Origin of the sequence: Acinetobacter sp. YH01024 (assembly GCF_013420195.1) — a bacterium.
GTDB classification, from domain to species: Bacteria; Pseudomonadota; Gammaproteobacteria; order Pseudomonadales; family Moraxellaceae; genus Acinetobacter; species Acinetobacter amyesii.
The window spans coordinates 58,651-75,674 of record NZ_VOYQ01000012.1 but is presented as its reverse complement, the minus strand read 5'-3'; the positions used below and the strand labels follow the sequence as shown (position 1 = coordinate 75,674).

At 40.5% G+C, this 17,024-nt stretch carries 18 protein-coding genes; 10 read left to right on the top strand and 8 right to left on the bottom strand.

Annotation, left to right across the window (positions count from 1 at the left end; genetic code table 11):
- Positions 1-508: 508 nt before the first annotated feature.
- On the bottom strand, positions 509-1,420 hold the full coding sequence (locus tag FTT88_RS07420; RefSeq protein WP_180003976.1) for a M20/M25/M40 family metallo-hydrolase: 912 nt from the start codon (positions 1,418-1,420) through the stop codon (positions 509-511).
- A gap of 203 nt (positions 1,421-1,623) precedes the next feature.
- On the opposite strand from FTT88_RS07420, the gene rlmH reads away from it, so the two are divergent.
- From rlmH to FTT88_RS07405, 3 genes are all read left to right on the top strand, one after another.
- Positions 1,624-2,106, top strand: coding sequence for a 23S rRNA (pseudouridine(1915)-N(3))-methyltransferase RlmH (gene rlmH / locus FTT88_RS07415; protein ID WP_078189858.1), 483 nt, complete (start codon positions 1,624-1,626; stop codon positions 2,104-2,106).
- Between the two features lie 137 nt (positions 2,107-2,243).
- A complete protein-coding gene (locus tag FTT88_RS07410) occupies positions 2,244-3,020 on the top strand; it encodes a dioxygenase (protein ID WP_078189859.1) in 777 nt (258 codons plus the stop codon).
- A 168-nt stretch (positions 3,021-3,188) separates the two neighbouring features.
- Positions 3,189-3,965, top strand: coding sequence for an META and DUF4377 domain-containing protein (locus FTT88_RS07405; RefSeq protein ID WP_180003969.1), 777 nt, complete (start codon positions 3,189-3,191; stop codon positions 3,963-3,965).
- 621 nt (positions 3,966-4,586) lie between these two features.
- On the opposite strand, the gene gdhA is transcribed toward FTT88_RS07405, so the two are convergent.
- Entirely contained in the window at positions 4,587-5,933 is a 1,347-nt protein-coding gene (gene gdhA / locus FTT88_RS07400) for an NADP-specific glutamate dehydrogenase (RefSeq protein ID WP_227591817.1), read from the bottom strand.
- A gap of 330 nt (positions 5,934-6,263) precedes the next feature.
- Here gdhA and FTT88_RS07395 point away from each other — a divergent pair, with 330 nt between their 5' ends.
- Together FTT88_RS07395 and nth are read left to right on the top strand one after the other, a co-directional pair.
- Positions 6,264-7,058 carry an RnfABCDGE type electron transport complex subunit B gene (locus FTT88_RS07395; protein WP_180003967.1) on the top strand — a complete coding sequence of 265 codons (795 nt, stop codon included), beginning with the start codon at positions 6,264-6,266 and terminating at the stop codon, positions 7,056-7,058.
- Between the two features lie 2 nt (positions 7,059-7,060).
- Positions 7,061-7,750 carry an endonuclease III gene (nth, locus tag FTT88_RS07390; protein ID WP_180003965.1) on the top strand — a complete coding sequence of 230 codons (690 nt, stop codon included), beginning with the start codon at positions 7,061-7,063 and terminating at the stop codon, positions 7,748-7,750.
- 56 nt (positions 7,751-7,806) lie between these two features.
- Here nth and FTT88_RS07385 read toward each other — a convergent pair whose 3' ends face one another.
- From FTT88_RS07385 to FTT88_RS07370, 4 genes are all read right to left on the bottom strand, one after another.
- Positions 7,807-8,004, bottom strand: a complete 198-nt coding sequence (locus FTT88_RS07385) for a hypothetical protein (protein WP_180003963.1) — start codon at positions 8,002-8,004, stop codon at positions 7,807-7,809.
- Positions 8,005-8,090: 86 nt separating this feature from the next.
- A complete protein-coding gene (adk, locus tag FTT88_RS07380; protein WP_180003961.1) occupies positions 8,091-8,750 on the bottom strand; it encodes an adenylate kinase in 660 nt (219 codons plus the stop codon).
- Between the two features lie 84 nt (positions 8,751-8,834).
- Positions 8,835-10,151, bottom strand: a complete 1,317-nt coding sequence (locus tag FTT88_RS07375) for a hypothetical protein (RefSeq protein WP_168378316.1) — start codon at positions 10,149-10,151, stop codon at positions 8,835-8,837.
- A gap of 64 nt (positions 10,152-10,215) precedes the next feature.
- Entirely contained in the window at positions 10,216-10,734 is a 519-nt protein-coding gene (locus tag FTT88_RS07370; RefSeq protein ID WP_078192958.1) for a hypothetical protein, read from the bottom strand.
- Between the two features lie 234 nt (positions 10,735-10,968).
- Here FTT88_RS07370 and mrdA point away from each other — a divergent pair, with 234 nt between their 5' ends.
- Both mrdA and rsmD read left to right on the top strand, forming a co-directional pair.
- Positions 10,969-13,011: a penicillin-binding protein 2 gene (gene mrdA / locus FTT88_RS07365; protein WP_180003959.1), complete on the top strand. Its 2,043-nt coding sequence runs from the start codon at positions 10,969-10,971 to the stop codon at positions 13,009-13,011.
- A 3-nt stretch (positions 13,012-13,014) separates the two neighbouring features.
- Positions 13,015-13,566 (top strand): 16S rRNA (guanine(966)-N(2))-methyltransferase RsmD, encoded by a 552-nt coding sequence (rsmD, locus tag FTT88_RS07360; protein WP_180003957.1) that lies wholly within the window; start codon positions 13,015-13,017, stop codon positions 13,564-13,566.
- 56 nt (positions 13,567-13,622) lie between these two features.
- On the opposite strand, the gene FTT88_RS07355 is transcribed toward rsmD, so the two are convergent.
- Entirely contained in the window at positions 13,623-14,087 is a 465-nt protein-coding gene (locus FTT88_RS07355) for a hypothetical protein (protein WP_180003955.1), read from the bottom strand.
- 223 nt (positions 14,088-14,310) lie between these two features.
- Here FTT88_RS07355 and FTT88_RS07350 point away from each other — a divergent pair, with 223 nt between their 5' ends.
- Together FTT88_RS07350 and FTT88_RS07345 are read left to right on the top strand one after the other, a co-directional pair.
- A complete protein-coding gene (locus tag FTT88_RS07350) occupies positions 14,311-15,048 on the top strand; it encodes a sulfite exporter TauE/SafE family protein (protein WP_180003954.1) in 738 nt (245 codons plus the stop codon).
- Between the two features lie 190 nt (positions 15,049-15,238).
- Complete coding sequence (locus FTT88_RS07345) at positions 15,239-15,568, top strand: hypothetical protein (protein ID WP_078189873.1); 330 nt, start codon at positions 15,239-15,241, stop codon at positions 15,566-15,568.
- A gap of 94 nt (positions 15,569-15,662) precedes the next feature.
- Here the strand turns inward: FTT88_RS07345 and FTT88_RS07340 are convergent, their stop codons facing one another.
- The gene (locus FTT88_RS07340; RefSeq protein ID WP_180003952.1) at positions 15,663-16,241 is read right to left on the bottom strand and encodes a 1-acyl-sn-glycerol-3-phosphate acyltransferase; all 579 of its coding nucleotides are present in this window, start codon (positions 16,239-16,241) and stop codon (positions 15,663-15,665) included.
- 282 nt (positions 16,242-16,523) lie between these two features.
- Between FTT88_RS07340 and FTT88_RS07335 the strand changes: the two genes are divergently transcribed.
- Complete coding sequence (locus tag FTT88_RS07335) at positions 16,524-17,006, top strand: copper resistance protein NlpE (RefSeq protein ID WP_180003951.1); 483 nt, start codon at positions 16,524-16,526, stop codon at positions 17,004-17,006.
- Positions 17,007-17,024 lie beyond the last annotated feature (18 nt).

Genomic DNA, 17,024 nt, shown 5'->3' with positions numbered 1-17,024 from the left:
ATGGAGAAATCTAATCGGTATGTTATACCTGAGAGAAGAGTGAGGAGTTATCCAAGGGTTGTAAAAGGAAAACCTCAAAAATACCCAAGAAAAAGCCAGTCAATCTCTTAACTGACTGGCATTACTGTTTGGACAGGGCTTTTTTTTATCCATTATTCATACTGCATATTCGAAAAATTTCATTCAAATCCTTCGCTATGACAAGACTCAAGACAACAGCTACAACTATGGATTGGATAACTATTTCAAATTCGACATCAAGATCAATAATAACCCATAAGAAAGTCTTACAAAATTTGAATGCTATTACTTGAAATATCGCCCTCTATCCCACATATATAGTAGAGAGATATACGCGCTGTATGTTTCTTTATTGGTTCCAATCACGTCTAAAAGCGTGATGATCATTGGAACAAGATGGTCATCTACATCTCCAGGTAGATGACCTTTTATCGCAGTCCACAGGCTTTCGGGGCTGCGTTTTTTATGTCATGTTTTTAAAGACATGCTATTTCAAATTTAAGATGGTTTTCACCAAACCATCAATCACTTGAGCCATTTTGTCTAAGTTTAATTTATCCAGGGTATCTTGCTCAGTGTGATAGTGCTTATTACGATAAAATGCCGTATCAGTGATCATCATCGCCGGCATATCAAATTGCCAATAATTCATATGATCTGAAAAATCCACACCCTGAATAAATGAGGGTGAAATCAAGCGTTCACATTGCAACTGCTTCAAAGACTCCATCGCCGCACAATACGATGAGGTTAAGTCACGAGACTGAATGTTCCCCACCGATGCAATAAAATTTGTATGCGATGGATAAATCCACTTCAGCCCAACTGGATATTCTTGGGTGACTTTGGGATCAAAATAACCAATCATTTCTAGAATATATACACCTGAAATTTTATCTTTTTCCTTTGCTACCGATTTTGCGTGAATAAAACTGCCCATCGACTCTGTTCTAAAATATGGCGGTTCTTCGAGGGTATAAAATACAAACTCAATATTTTGTTTTAAACGCGCTTTTTCAGCCGAAAGAATCCGTGCAGCTTCGAGTACACCTGCAACACCGGAGGCATTATCATCAGCGCCATGCTGCTCCTCAAATACATCGTAATGCGCGCCAATGATCACTCGATTGCTATGCCCTGCATTTAAGGGACAGACTACATTACGGTATGGTTGGCTATTGACGGTATAGGTTTGAAAACGACAATTCACACCAAATAAACGCATCTGCTCACGAATCCAAGCAGACACGCGATTTAACTCTTGTATGTTCTTATAGTTACGATATTCAGCTTCATTACCAATAATTTGTTCTAAATAGACTTTTAAATTATCCGGTTCAGCGGTTCTAATATTGTTGGCATACGCCGAAAATGAACACCATGCAAAAATTGAAAGCATTGCTGCCTGCTTGAGCAAAAATAATTTACCGTCCTGCCATGTTTTTTTCATTGTTATTATTCCAATTTTCATCTTTGATCTAATCTGTTTATGCTGCGTATTTAAACAGCAAGCAGAACACGATTTCAATTGCAAATTGTGTCTGAACATACAAAGCTCAAGCGAACCGTTATAATGCTCTTTTGTATACTTTCAGGCGCTGTATGAAAATTCGTATTCTGACAATCGGTCAAAAAATGCCAGCATGGGTTCTGACGGGTTTTGAAGATTATTTCAAACGTATTCAGCCATTTGTTCAAACGCAAATCATTGAATTACCTATGGCTAAACGTGGCAAGAACGACTCTGAAGCCGATATTTTAAAATACCGTCAAATTGAAGGTGACAGCATTTTAAATGCCATGAAATCGAATGAAGTGTTGATCGCCTTAGAAGTCGGTGGTCGAGAGTTCAGTACCGAAAAACTGGCTGAAACCATGAAAGGCTGGATGCTTGAAGGCAATGATGTGGTTTTAGCCATTGGTGGGCCAGATGGACATTCTGAAGCGGTACGCAAAGCTGCAGCATGGCATTGGTCTTTGTCTAAACTGACTTTGCCGCATCCAATGGTTCGTGTCATGCTCATCGAACAGCTATACCGTGCAATGAGTATTAACCATAATCACCCTTACCATCGTGCGGGTTAATCCGAACTAACATCCAGCGTATACAGCAGTTACAGCGTTGCAACAATGAAACAAACCGTTGAAATTATCCGAATTGTTACGCTGAATAATATAGTGCATGATCATCATATTCCTTTAAACAACCAACGGCGACCACGATGAATTTACAAACACTTCCAGGTTTATTTATTTCCCATGGCTCACCTATGCTTGCTATCAATCCTGAGCAAGTCGGTCCCGCGTTGGAACGTTTAAGCCTGAATCTTCCAAAACCAGAAGCCATTATTATCATGTCCGCGCATTGGGAAAGTAACGCACTAGAAGTAAGTACAAGTGCCCGTCCTGAAACTTGGCATGACTTCCGTGGCTTCCCTGCGGAACTTTATGATATCCGCTATCCTGCACCGGGTAATCCAGAGCTCGCAGAAGAAATTCTCCATTTGCTTGCCAATGCAGGATTATCGGCACATGCCAACAGCACTCGTCCACGTGATCATGGCGTTTGGATGCCGTTATTGCATATGTATCCTGATGCCGACATTCCTGTAATTGAAATATCACTGCCGATGACCATGTCTGCGCAAGAGATCTATAAAATTGGACAAACGCTTGCACCTTTACGTGACAAGCAAATCCTGTTGATTGGATCGGGCAGTATTACTCATAACTTACGTGAATTGGCTTGGGATGGACGTGCAGCAGCCGTGCCTGAGTGGGCGTCTACATTCCGTAATTTTGTGGTCAATAAGCTCACTCATCAAGATTTTGATGCAGTTCTCGACTGGCAAAATATCCCGTTTGTACAACGCAACCATCCGACCATTGAACATTTTGCACCCATCTTCTTTGCGATGGGTGCAGGCCCCCGCTTCTCTATTGTTCACAGTAGCTTTAGTATGGGTTCGCTGGGTATGGATATTTATCGTTTTGATTAAACGTGAATAAAACGAGATAGCTTGACTTATTCATAATTTATATTAATAAGTTAACAAATTATTATTTATGGATACATTTTGCTACTTATTTGAGCTGAATGTATTCATATTTTTTTAAAATGAATGGGTTATGCTACAGGCTGAAATTCACTTAGAACAGTTAGCGTAATGAAATTAAAATATTTAGCGATCGTCCTCTTCCCTTTAGCCCTTGCAGCATGTCAATCAAGCGATATCCAAAAAGCTGGAGATTTAGCCGTGAGCGTATTACAACAACAAAATGCTGATAAAACTTTAGCTTCATATCAATGGAGCACCACCACTGAAAATGCACCAAAACCTTTAGTTTTAAATTTTCTAGAAAATGGCACTTTGGGTATTTCAACCAGCTGTAATAGCATGTCAACCCAATGGAAAGTGGAACACAATACACTTGTAACAGGCAACATTGCATCTACCATGATGGCGTGTCCTGATAATGCGATGAAACAAGAAGGACTTGCATCTTCACTCTTGAGTGACCGTAAAGCACCTTTTGTTTTAAATACCACAGATCCACAAAATCCAACGTTAACCATTATCTCTGCAACAGGTGAAAAACTGGTTTTCACTGGAAAATTAACACCTGAAACCCAGTACAACTCACAAGGCGAAACAATTTTCCTTGAAGTCAGCCCTGAAACCAAACAATGTACAGGTGTTGCTCCACAAACTTGCTTACAAGTACGTGAAGTGAAGTACGATGAAAAAGGCTTAAAAACACAAGTTGATAAAGACTGGACTTTATTTTACGATCAAATTGAAGGCTTTAAGCACACTCCTGCAGAACGCCAAATTATTCGCGTAAAACGTTTTGAACGTAAAAACCCTGCTGCTGACCAATCAAAATATGCCTATATTTTTGATATGTCAGTCGAACGTGAAGCCGTAAAAGGTACGTTGTAAGTTACAGCCGATAAAAAACCGAGGTCATCGCCTCGGTTTTTTTATATCTTCACAACTGCAAACGCTAATCAGCCGTGCAAAGTTTTCAAATCACGATGTACTGTTCAGCCAATGCTTTAGCGATGTAAATTTAAAGCTACTACAAAAGCAAAATGCCCTGCCTGAATTCATCCTGAAGAATCGCAATCAACAGACCTATATTTTTAAAGGCATACAGCGAATTACTGATTTACATGATTTTGAAGCAGAACAATTAACTCAAAAGAATCGGGTCTCGTAAAGAATAACGCTCCCCCCAAACCACACTCAAATTAACGATGGCAGTATGACATTCTTAGTGGCCGTAATTACATTGGCCACAATTATGATGTAGAAAAGCATACTTTGCGTTTTATAGGAGATGTAGGGAGTACACTGAAGTTCAGCACACAGTTACATCGGTCAGGGCTTCATTTTTAAACGTTTGCTCGACCAACCCTTAAATTTTCACTTCAGTGTTATGGATAGCGAAATCCAACTTACCCTGATGAGCACTAATTAACAATCCAATATATTCCAAACCATTAAGCCATAAAAAAACCGAGGCTTGAGCCTCGGTTTTCAGTTCAACTTACGGAGAACTTAGTAAACGCCTTGAGCAAGCATTGCGTCAGCAACTTTTACGAAGCCTGCAATGTTCGCACCGTTTACATAGTTCACAGTACCATCTTCTTCAGTACCGTATTTCACGCAGTTGCGGTGAATTTCTTTCATGATCGCGTGTAGACGCTCGTCAACTTCTTCGAAAGTCCAACCCAAACGAATTGCGTTTTGAGACATTTCAAGACCAGAAGTTGCAACACCACCCGCATTAGATGCTTTACCTGGTGCATAAAGAATTTTCGCTTCAACGAATTTCTCAACTGCAGCCAAAGTAGATGGCATGTTTGCGCCTTCAGCAACACAGATTACGCCATTAGCAAGAAGAGCTTCAGCATCAGCTTCATCTAATTCATTTTGAGTTGCACATGGCAGCGCGATATCACATTTGATTGACCAAGGGCGTTGACCTTCTAAATATTCAAAACCGTGCTTAGATGCAAATTCAGAAATACGGCCACGCTTAACGTTTTTCAATTCCATTACTTCAGCAAGAAGTTCAGTTGTGAAACCGTCTTTCACGTATACAGTACCAGCTGAGTCAGAAAGTGAAACCACTTTCGCACCTAAGTACATTGCTTTTTCAGCAGCGTATTGTGCAACGTTACCAGAACCCGAAATCGTTACAACTTTATCTTTAAAGCTATCGCCACGAGTTTTTAGCATTTCCTCAGCGAAATACACAGTACCGTAACCAGTTGCTTCAGGACGCGCAAGTGAACCACCGAAAGTTAAACCTTTACCAGTGAACACACATGCTGTGTCATTGCTTAATTTTTTCATCATACCAGCCATGTAGCCCACTTCACGGCCACCTACACCGATGTCACCCGCAGGGATGTCAGTGTTAGAACCAAGATGACGGTATAATTCGATCATTAATGCTTGGCAGAAACGCATGATTTCGCCTTCAGATTTACCTTTAGGGTCAAAATCTGAACCACCTTTACCACCACCCATAGGAAGTGTAGTTAAAGCATTTTTGAAAGTTTGTTCAAAACCTAAGAATTTAAGAATTGAAAGGTTCACTGATGGGTGGAAACGCATACCACCTTTGAATGGACCAATTGCTGAGTTGTATTGAACACGGAAAGCACGGTTAACTTGAGTTTGACCTTTGTCATCTACCCATGAAACACGGAACTGAATTGCACGCTCAGGCTCAACAAGACGTTCTAGCAAACCGTAGTCAGCATATTGTGGGTTCTTTTCGATGAATGGCCAAAGGCTCGTCATCACTTCTTCAACAGCTTGAAGAAATTCAGGTTGATGTTCATCACGTGTTTTAACGTAGTCTAGGAAGTCGTTAAGGCTGTTATATTTCAACACTTAATCCTCAGCAGATGTATGGATCAAAATTGATCACAATTTTGATCAAAGATATATTTTGGCGCAAAATATTAAATATCTTTTGTAACTAATCAGCAATAGTTTTTTTAAAAAATCTTTAAATTCTTTAAAGAACAGCGATTTAAATTGATTACTCAGATATTTTAGTTATAAATATTATTACTTTTAGGAATATTTTAATGAATTATTTTGCTCATTTATGATGCATCTATAGACCCATTTTTGCGCACAGCAATTCATACTGAAACATGCTAGAATTCAACGTCCTCTTTGGTTTTTCTCTGCCTTCATTTGTACTCGCGACTACCCATGACTTCTGAAATTTCCCTCATCCAACAAATTGATGCCCTATTGCCACAAACTCAATGTGGACTTTGTGGACACCGAGACGGCTGCTTACCCTATGCCAAAGCCATCAGTGAAGGAGAAGAAGCCAATAAATGTATACCCGGTGGTCAACCTGTGGCAGATTCACTAGCAGCGTTATTAAATCGTCCACACTTAACAGCAGAAGCCAGTGTTTGGCCCATCCAAAGTGATGGGCGCCCGCAACGGGTCAAAGCCGTGATTCGTGAGGATGAATGCATTGGTTGTACCAAATGTATCAGTGCCTGCCCTGTTGATGCCATTATTGGCTCAGGCAAATTGATGCATACGGTCTTGACGGATTTATGTACGGGCTGCGAACTCTGCATCCCACCGTGTCCAGTGGATTGTATCGACCTTGTCGAAGAGCTTGATCAAGTGCCATCTGAACCTGTTCGAATCGCAGAACAGAATGATTTACGTCGCCGCTACTATGCACATATTCAGCGTGAGGAAAAGCGCCGAATTCATCGTAAAGGCCCTATTGTACGCGCAGAAATTGATACGGAACTTTTTGCCCAATTTTCGACCCAGACAGACTCAGTACCGGTCATTGAAGTCGTGGAAAAACCTGCTACGCCAGTCGTTCAACTCGATGCAAAAACCACCATTGAACTTGCAAAAATTCGTACACAAATTAAGAAATTAGAAAAACAACTGAGTGTTCGAGACGATGCAAAAAAACGTGAGTTACTCCATACCCTCACGCAACAATTAACACAACTGCAAGGGGCTTAATCATGGCTGTTAAAAACATGACTAAGAAGCAAATTCAAACTTTTTTTGAACGCTTACGTGAGCAACGCCCCAACCCGAAAACTGAACTCAATTATAGTAGTCCATTTGAACTTTTAGTGGCTGTTACCCTATCTGCTCAGGCCACAGATGTCAGTGTCAACAAAGCCACAGATAAACTTTTTCCAGTAGCAAATACTCCTGAAGCTATTTATGCGTTAGGTGTTGACGGACTGAAGGAATATATCAAGACCATTGGCCTGTATAACTCAAAAGCGGAAAATGTCATTAAAGCCTGCAAGATTCTCATTGAGAAGCACAACAGCATCGTTCCGAATAATCGTGCAGATTTGGAAGCCTTACCTGGTGTCGGTCGTAAAACTGCAAATGTGGTGCTGAATACTGCTTTTGGACAACCGACCATGGCAGTCGATACGCATATTTTTCGTTTAGGTAATCGTACAGGATTGGCTGTCGGCAAAAATGTTTTGGAAGTCGAACACCGACTCGTCAAAGTCATCCCCAAAGAGTTTATTGTTGATTCACATCATTGGCTGATTTTACATGGACGCTATTGCTGCATTGCCCGCAAACCCAAATGTGATGAATGTATCGTGTCTGATGTATGTAATTGGCCTGACCGTTTTGACTTTGGCGCATTAAGACCGATTAAAACCACCCAAATTGAAGATTAATCTCTTCAATTTCGGGGTAGATGGAATTTGTAAGAATCAATTGATCGAGTTGATGCTTAATTTTTATCTTGTTCTTTTTGTTTTTTATCAAGCTCTTGCTGCAGCTTTGGATGTAAGCGATATTGCTTCGGGCTCAGTTTAGCTTGCTCTGCTTCTTCCACTTGCACCTTACGCAACATTTTAAAGCTGACAAATAATAAGCCCAATAACACCGCTACAGCGATGATGACCATTATAACCAAAGCAAATTTCATAACAGATTCGCCCTAAAAGCCACATAAAAAAAGAGTCCCACTATGCAGTAGGACTCTTTGAATGTCAAAAATTCAAAAAAGCTGAATTATTTAGACTGATCTAAAATCGCGAACAAATCAGTTTGAACTTGATCGATTGGACGAAGACCATTTAATTTGTCATAAGTCGGTGCGTTTTCGCCAGAAGCTGCACGACCTTGGTAAAAACCAACCAATTGCTCAGTTTCAGCGTGGTAAGAACCTAAACGCTTACGAATTGTTGCTTCTTGGTCATCCGGACGTTGAACAAGGTCTTCACCAGTTTCGTCATCTTTACCTTCCACTTTTGGCGGGTTGTAAATGGTGTGATATACACGACCAGATGCTGGGTGTTGACGACGACCAGATAAACGTTGAACGATTTCTTCGTCAGGTACATCGATTTCAATTACGTGATCGATGCTGATACCTTCGTTTTCAAGCGCTTCAGCTTGTGGAATCGTACGCGGGAAACCGTCGAAAATGCAGCCGTTGACACAGTCAGGTTGAGCAATGCGTTCTTTTACAAGACCAATAATAAGCTCATCAGATACAAGGCCGCCATTATCCATGACGCTTTTAGCTTGTAGACCTAATTCAGTACCTTCACGAATCGCAGCACGGAGCATATCACCGGTTGAAATTTGTGGGATATCGTAGCGCTTACAGATCAACTGAGCTTGTGTCCCTTTACCTGCTCCAGGTGGTCCGAGTAATATAATGCGCATAAAAAAACATCCTCATTTTAAACATTGTATATGACGCTATGTAGTGATCTAAACCCAAGATTCAGATCATCTTCCAGCATCTAATTATAAGAAAGCCACAAACAAATGTATTGTACCCGCGATAAAACCGGTTACACCACCCAAGACAATTAAAATCCATTCGTCTTCCTGAAATGCAGGACGTAATAGATTTTGAAATTCTTTCGGTGTTAGCTCACGAATACGGTCTCTAAACATTTGAAAGATTTTCTGTGCACGGCTCGCATTAAACGCAGGGTCGCATACAGGCACCATCGTAATTTCAATTGAGCGATCGATCAAGTCTGTCTTGAGTTTTGCGTACTCTTTTGGACCTAAAGACAACTGTAATGAGGTACGAACCAGTGGAGATTCCATAATTTCATTAATATGACGTTTCACAATGCGACGGGTCTTATCTTTCTTCCCGCCATACATCATTTCGGTCATGATGGATTTTAACGTAATTAGGTCTTCTGTGACTACACTTGCGAATACATCCGAAACTTCTTCTTGGCGTTTCATAAACGCCCCTTGAACATTGTACGTTCCAATACGTGGAATCACAGGTTTAATCCAAGGGAATTTACGATCTTTAGTTAATTCAAACAATTGCAAATACTTAACAGGGTGCGGCTCAATGGGATTAAATACCATCCAGATGGCAATCCAGTTGGTCAAAAATCCCCAGATTGCTGCCCAAAATGGAACCGTCCAATGCCAAGGCACCACAAACCAAACGATCATTTGGAAGATACCAAAGAACATCCCAATCAAGGCACTGATATGCCAAATAAAGTTAATTTCTTTTTGGCCAACTTTAAGGAACATCCGCACCATCAAGAGACGATCCGCTTCCATTTGACTCACCACCATTTCACGCATGTCAACAAGTGACTCTACGTTCATGGTCAGTTCGGTCACGAGTTCTTTTAAGGTATTTGGCAGCTGTTTGTGTGCTTGGGCATAAATACGACGTTTAATCGAATACGGTAGGTTTTCCCAAAGCACCGCATTTCGGTCTAGCATGACTTCATCAATCAAATGTTCAAGCTCAAAGCCAACTTGTTCACCAATGATGCGCGCCATATCCTCAGGATCCATTGCATCCAAAAACTCACGCAAGGAACCCAATTTAGACAATGTATTATCCGTAATAATGCCAGAAATACGTCCAGCTTTTCTTGGCACAATCCCCTGCCATCCCACGGGTAATGGACCTAAATGGAATCCCCAGAAAGTAATCGGGTAAAACACCATTTTCAGTGCCATCCAAACGTGTGCCCAGGTAACGAATGCGGTAACGGGGATAATACTCAGCACAGCCCAAAAATCGGGACGTTGCAAAAAGGTTTGCCACAATTCGTTAACGTACTCAAGCATGCATAACTTCCATATTTAATTTTATTCAGTGAGTGCGGTTATAAAATAAAGTTGATTATTTTCACTACAAACCAAAACTTAAAGTATATGAGATTTGTAGTCTCGGTTCGGTTTCCACAATCACATTACCTGATTTGTCTTCTAATTTTTCACCCGCACCCAAGCCTACACTAAACGTACTAATACGCTCGGCACTCAACATCACATAAGCAAGATCGATACCACCACCTAAACGCGCTTCATCTTCACCATCTACTTTCTTGGAGTCGATGTGGCCCGCATAAGCTCCGATATAATAACCATTTTTATCTTTGCCAGTGAAATGAACGGGGTAACGAAAGCCGACTTGCCCACCAGGTGTTTTATCATCGTTCAAGAAAACACCAGCTTTTGCATAGGCAATGCCATATGGGTTTACCCACTCACCATTCACGTGAATAATTTTTTGAGTAAAACCTGCTCCAACATTCCATGGTTGATAACCCTTACCTGTTAACTTTGCCTCAGGTAAAAATGAATTGTCATTGGCATGTGCGATGCTTCCGAGCATCATAAATGCAAGCAATGGATATAATTTATTCATTGTTTTCACAAACTTCCTTAGTATTATTTTTTGGAATATTCCTTTTTTATACGTTTCGACTTTAGCAGAATAATATGAACTGTTATACACAAAGCCCCATATTTTTCATGTCTGCAAAGTCAAAATATAGACTGCAATCACAGCAGAGTCTTTTTTATTTATCAAAAAAATGTCAGTTGCGCTAGAATATGCCTCTTCCGTTATTTTAGCTCTCAGTCTTTAAGTCGATCGCGTATGAAGCAGCATTATCCTTTAAAAAATGTCCAGCAAGAAAAGCGGATTTATCGTAATCGCGTGGTGATTTCGATAGGGATTGTCTCCTTCTTTATGCTGTTGCTTGTGGCACGATATGCATATTTGCAAATCAAAAGTTATGAGACCTTTTCGACTGCTGCCGATCAAAACCGAATTCGATTGCAACCGCTTGCACCTTCTCGTGGTTATATCTATGACCGTAATGGTGTGTTATTAGCGGATAATTATCCAGTTTTCTCGGCAACCATGAGCCGTGCGGATGTTGAAGACATTGATGATACGGTAGAGCGCCTAACGCCTCTGTTAGAACTGACTGATGAAGACATCGAACGTTTCAAAAGTCGGATTAAAACCTCTAAAAAGACTGAACGCGTTTCGATTAAACTGAATTTAAATGAAAATGATATCGCCCGTTTTAGTGAGGTGAAATATCAATTCCCGGGTGTCAATATAGAGACCCAAATGACTCGCTACTATCCACATGGTGAACTGTTTGCCCATGTGATTGGCTACGTAGGTCGTATTAATGACAAAGAACTAAAAACGATTGATAAAGATTTATACGCTGGCTCAAACCTGATCGGTAAAATTGGCGTTGAAAAATCATATGAAGAACTTTTACATGGTATGCCGGGCAATGAGTCGGTTGAAGCCGATGCCTTTGGTAATGTGTTACGACATCTAGGTCGTAAAGATCCGATTCGTGGTAATGACTTATATTTATCCCTAGATTATGGACTGCAAATGGTCGCTTCAGAGCAGCTTGCAGATCGACGTGGTGCAATTGTGGCGATTGACCCACGTACTGGGGAAATTCTTGCTCTTGTGTCCAGTCCTAGTTTTAACCCCAATTTATTTGTTACTGGCATTAGCAGCAAAGATTATTCTGAACTACGTGATAGCCTCGATCAGCCATTATATAACCGTGCTGTGCAAGGGGCTTATCCACCGGGTTCAACGATTAAGCCAATGTTTGGTCTAGGTGGTATTCATTATGGTCTAGTGGATTGGAGTACAGCCATTTCCGATCCGGGCTATTTCACGCTTCCGGGTGACAGCCATCGTTTCCGTGACCACAAAAAAACTGGTCATGGCTCAGTTAATTTACACAAAGCTCAAGTCATTTCCTGCGATACCTATTTCTATGTCTTGTCCTATCGTATGGGCATTGAAAAAATGAATACTTGGATGCGTCAGTTTGGCTTCGGTGAAAAAACCGGTGTAGATTTACCAAGTGAAAGTACGGGGCTATATCCAAATCCTGAATGGAAACTCCGCACACGGAAGTCCAACTGGCTCAAAGGTGAAACCATTTCTGTCAGTATTGGTCAGGGTGCATTTACTGCAACACCATTACAACTGGCGATGGCGACTGCCATTACTGCCAATCAAGGCTCTCATGTTACACCTCACGTTTTGCGTGAAAGTAAAGGCTCTAAAGTCCACAAAGTCCATAACGCCCCGAATGGTCGCATTCAATTTAATGGTAAGCCAGATGATTGGATCAAAATGCGTGATGCCATGATTGATGTGGTACAAACAGGGACAGGTCGTGGTATTCGTACCCCAATGTATCAAATCGCAGGTAAAACAGGAACTGCACAGGTTAAAAGTATTGCCCAAGGTAAACGTTATAACGAGTCCTTATTGACAGAGCGTCAACTTGACCATGGTTTATTTGTTGGTTTTGCCCCTGCGGAAAAACCTGAAATTGCCATTGCCGTCGTTTGGGAAAATGGTCGTCACGGTGGTTCTGCTGCTCAAATTGCGAAACCAATGTTTGACTACTGGTTATTAACACGTAAAAAGAATCCAATTCGTCCTGCTAGCCATCAAATTAGCGGTGGTCTCATGACTGCGGGTCTAAAACCAAGTGAGTTGCCAAGTGGCTCGAATATTTTATCAGCCGATCCAAATGCGAGCCCAACTGCACAGCAGAATAATAGTGCAACTCAACAACCGAATAGTGCAAATACAACACCTCGTGCTGCCAGTGCCGCACATGCAACCGATGAGGAATAATTCATGAAAAATCAATTAAGAATCATTGGGGGTGAATGGAAACGCCGTCAACTGCCTTTTGCCAATATTGATGGTTTACGTCCTACACCTGACCGTGTCCGCGAGACATTATTTAACTGGCTCATGTGGGATGTTCAAAATGCCAAAGTTCTCGACCTGTGTACAGGTTCAGGTGCTTTGTCGTTTGAAGCACTCTCACGTGGCGCAGCAGAAGCCGTTTTAATTGAACCTGATCGCACCCAAGCGAAGTTTCTCATGGACAATTTAGAACTTTTAAGAGTTAGCAAACAACGTGCGCAACTCAAAAACATGACGGCACAACAAGCCATTCCTAACTTGAAAGACCAATTTGATCTGATTTTCTTAGATCCACCATATAGTCTTGATTTATGGCAAGAACTTGCTGAATTGGTCGATCCGTGCATTGCAGACAATGGTTTAATTTATATCGAAGCTGATCGTGATCTTGCTCAGTTAAAACTCCCGAGCAGTTGGCAGCAAATCAAACAAACCAAAGCTGGGACGGTGTGTGCAGGCTTATATAAAAAGGCTTAATGTAAATGCACACAAAAAAGGACGTCAATGCGTCCTTTTTTATTACTTGAAAATCATTAAACCTGTGGTCGAAGTGGACGCTGGCTGTTAAATCCACCTGTGGTTTTAGCTTTATCCACGGGCGTTACTTTAGGACGTTGTTGCTGTGGTTTTTGCTGCTGGGGCTTACTTGTATTGGGTTTAGCTGGCGTCTGAGGCTTTGCGCTTGGACGATGCACATTTGACGGATGCTGAGATGAAGGTTTCTGTACATTCGGTTTATGCACATTCGGTTTATGAGTATCGTCTGGACGGCTATTCGAATTCGGTCGTGGTGAGTTTGGTCGATGTTGCGGGCTATTCACTCGACCATATGAACGGTCATAACGCTGTCCGTATGAACCACCATATTGACCTGAATAACCATATTGATTTGCATAGCCATATTGATTCGAATGGTATCGGCCATCATCAAATGGCGCCACGACACACCCTGTAAATGTAACTGCAACCACAGATAGCAAAGCAACTTGTTTAAGCATGTGTAGCACTCCTCTTTGATGAAGAGCATTTTCACCTCTTTGATGAAGAGCATTTTCACTTATCGAAATGAATTTAATTGGAAGTCTGTGTACATCTGCTGTATTTAAATATTCATGTTCTATTCATGATTTGATGTCCAATTTTGCTACATTTACTCAGTCAGCCACATTTATATAGAAAAATTCACTACAATAGCGCCACGTATTTCAAAGCTGTAATTTAATGACTTGGCTGATTTTTATTCTTGGTGCCATCTTTGCGGGATTCGTACAAGGATTAACAGGGTTTGCATTCGCCCTTATCGCAATGTCATTTTGGGTTTGGATACTTCCCCCGCAAATAGCAGCACCCTTGGTCGTCTGCGCTTCAGTTTATAGCCACTTCATCTCATTATCATCAGAACGTAAAAGCATTCCGATCAATAAAAATATCATTTATCCCTATTTAATTGCAGGAATTTTAGGTGTACCGCTCGGTACCTATTTATTAGACAGCATTAATCCAGATACATTTAAATTGGTTTTGGGCGCTTTTTTAATGTTTTGGTGCCCAATTTTATTTTTTAATCCTAAATTTTCATTCATCCAAAAATCAGGGAAATGGGCGGATTCTAGTATTGGATATATTGCTGGAATCTTGGGTGGTCTTGGAGGCTTTTGTGGTGCATTACCCTCTGCATGGCTCATGCTGAAAAATACACCCAAAGCAGAACAACGCTATATTTTGCGACATTTCAATTTAGCCATTCAGCTCGTTACACTCATCAGCTATCTGCTACAAGGGATCATCCATCGTGAACATCTGCCCTATTTAGCCGTGCTGTTGGTAATTATGGCTTTTCCAGTGATTTTTGGTGCCAAACTTTTTTATCGCATTTCAGAACGCCAATTTAAGCATATCGTGTTAGGGCTATTATTTTCTTCAGGCTGCTTTTTGGTAACGATGAGTATCTTAAGCTGATAACTCAAAACCTAAAGATATTTGTAGAAATTATTCTAGAAAAACCCCTTCTCAGTTAGATATTCACATCTTGTAACAATGACACAGTTCACATTTAAATAAAAATTAGCCAAATGGTAAAAAAGTAATTAATTTTTCTGACGAAAATTAATAGAATATTGCACCTCATAATTTTGCTTAAAATAAAACCATGAAAAAGTTCATCCTGCTTGCAGGTGTAACTCTGCTTAGCGGCTGTATGTTTGGCACGTCCAGCGAAATTAAAAAAGCTGAAAAACTACTCTCACATTTTCAATGCAATAATATTGAAAGTTCACATATGACTCATAGCTCGATTACAAGTTTTCATGAAGAAAAACTGGCATCAAGTAAACAAAAGGTCGTGTCATATATCGACAGCTATAAAGAAGGCGAAAAATTATTTCGTATCCCGCTCATCGATGTAGTTGATCAGCAATACATAATTTATAAGGCGGCATGTCAAAATCTGGGCGGTATCCATCCCGATTTTAATGATTAATTTCAATATAAAAATCTAAACAGAAGAATCTAAATAGAAGAATCTAAACATAAAAAAGGACAGCCGATGCTGTCCTTTTTTTTGGATTGTTGGATTAGTGATAGCGTGTATCGACACTGAATTTTTCAGGAAATTTGGCATGTATTTGCGCGTAAAAATCCATGATTTCAGCCATATCTTTTTCATAATCGCCTGTAGGATAAACAATTTTACCCACCCCAGTCTTTTTCTGCGCATAGTCCATATAGGCTAAAGCAATCGGCACACCCGCTTGCATAGCAACATGGTAAAAACCAGTTTTCCACTTCTCTTGTTTAGCGCGTGTCCCTTCAGGCGTTACCAACATGACTAATTTCGGATGTTGCTTAAATAAGTCAGCCATCAGCTCAACCATACTTTGACGTGCTTCACCATCTTGTTTTGGACGACGATTAATACCAATTCCGCCCATGGCACGTACAAAAGGCCCAAACGGGAATTTCATATAACTGTCTTTAATCGTGATACGAACATTTACCCCTAAAGCTTTCAGGGCAAGGCGTGCATAAAGTGCATCCCAATTACTGGTATGTGGCGCTGCAATCATGACACATTGGTCGATATTTAAATCCCAATGGTTATCAATTTGCCACCCCATTAAGTTCAGACTTTTTTCCGCTGTTTTTTCAAACACAATTTGCACCGACAGTTTTTTTCTATGCCGCAGAGTTTAACAACGCAAAATAATTATAAAAGCCTATATTGTTCAGTTATTCACCAATTAATATATAAATGTCCTTTAGCGTTCACTTTTAGGTAAATCACCAATATTTCACTATTTACGAATTTTTAAAAATCAAATGTCTGTTTTGATGTATTAACCAAACACACAATTGTTAACAAGAATAGGCTATTTTTCTTGAGCAATAAAAGCCACGCTTAGCATTATATTGGGTACGTACGGTGTATAAATCTCATGAAAAAACTAATGCTCGCTCTCTGTATGGTCAGTGCAACCTTAACGGCATGTTCAAAAACCAGCAATGAATCTGAAACTGCGACACCACCAGATAATAATGTCATTGCCAATACAGACGCAGCCTCAGAAAGTCCGATTGCCACAGGTGATAACACCGAAAATGCACTTGATTGGGCAGGTGAGTATAAAGGGATTCTACCTTGCCATGATTGCAAAGGAATTGAAACCGAACTTGAACTTAAACTTGATAAGAGCTATGAACTCAGCCAAGAGTTTTTAGGTAAAGCTGCGAACACTGAAAATAAAGTGAAAGGCAGTTTTAAGTTTTTGCCAGATCAACCTGGGATGATTCAACTTGATGCCGAGGGCGACAATCGAATTTATTTTGTAGGCGAAAACTTTATTGAGCTTCGTGGTGATAAAGGTGAAAAACTAGAAATGCCTGAAGTAAATCTTAAACTCACCAAAAAGCTTGATTAGTGTTTTATTTAACATTTG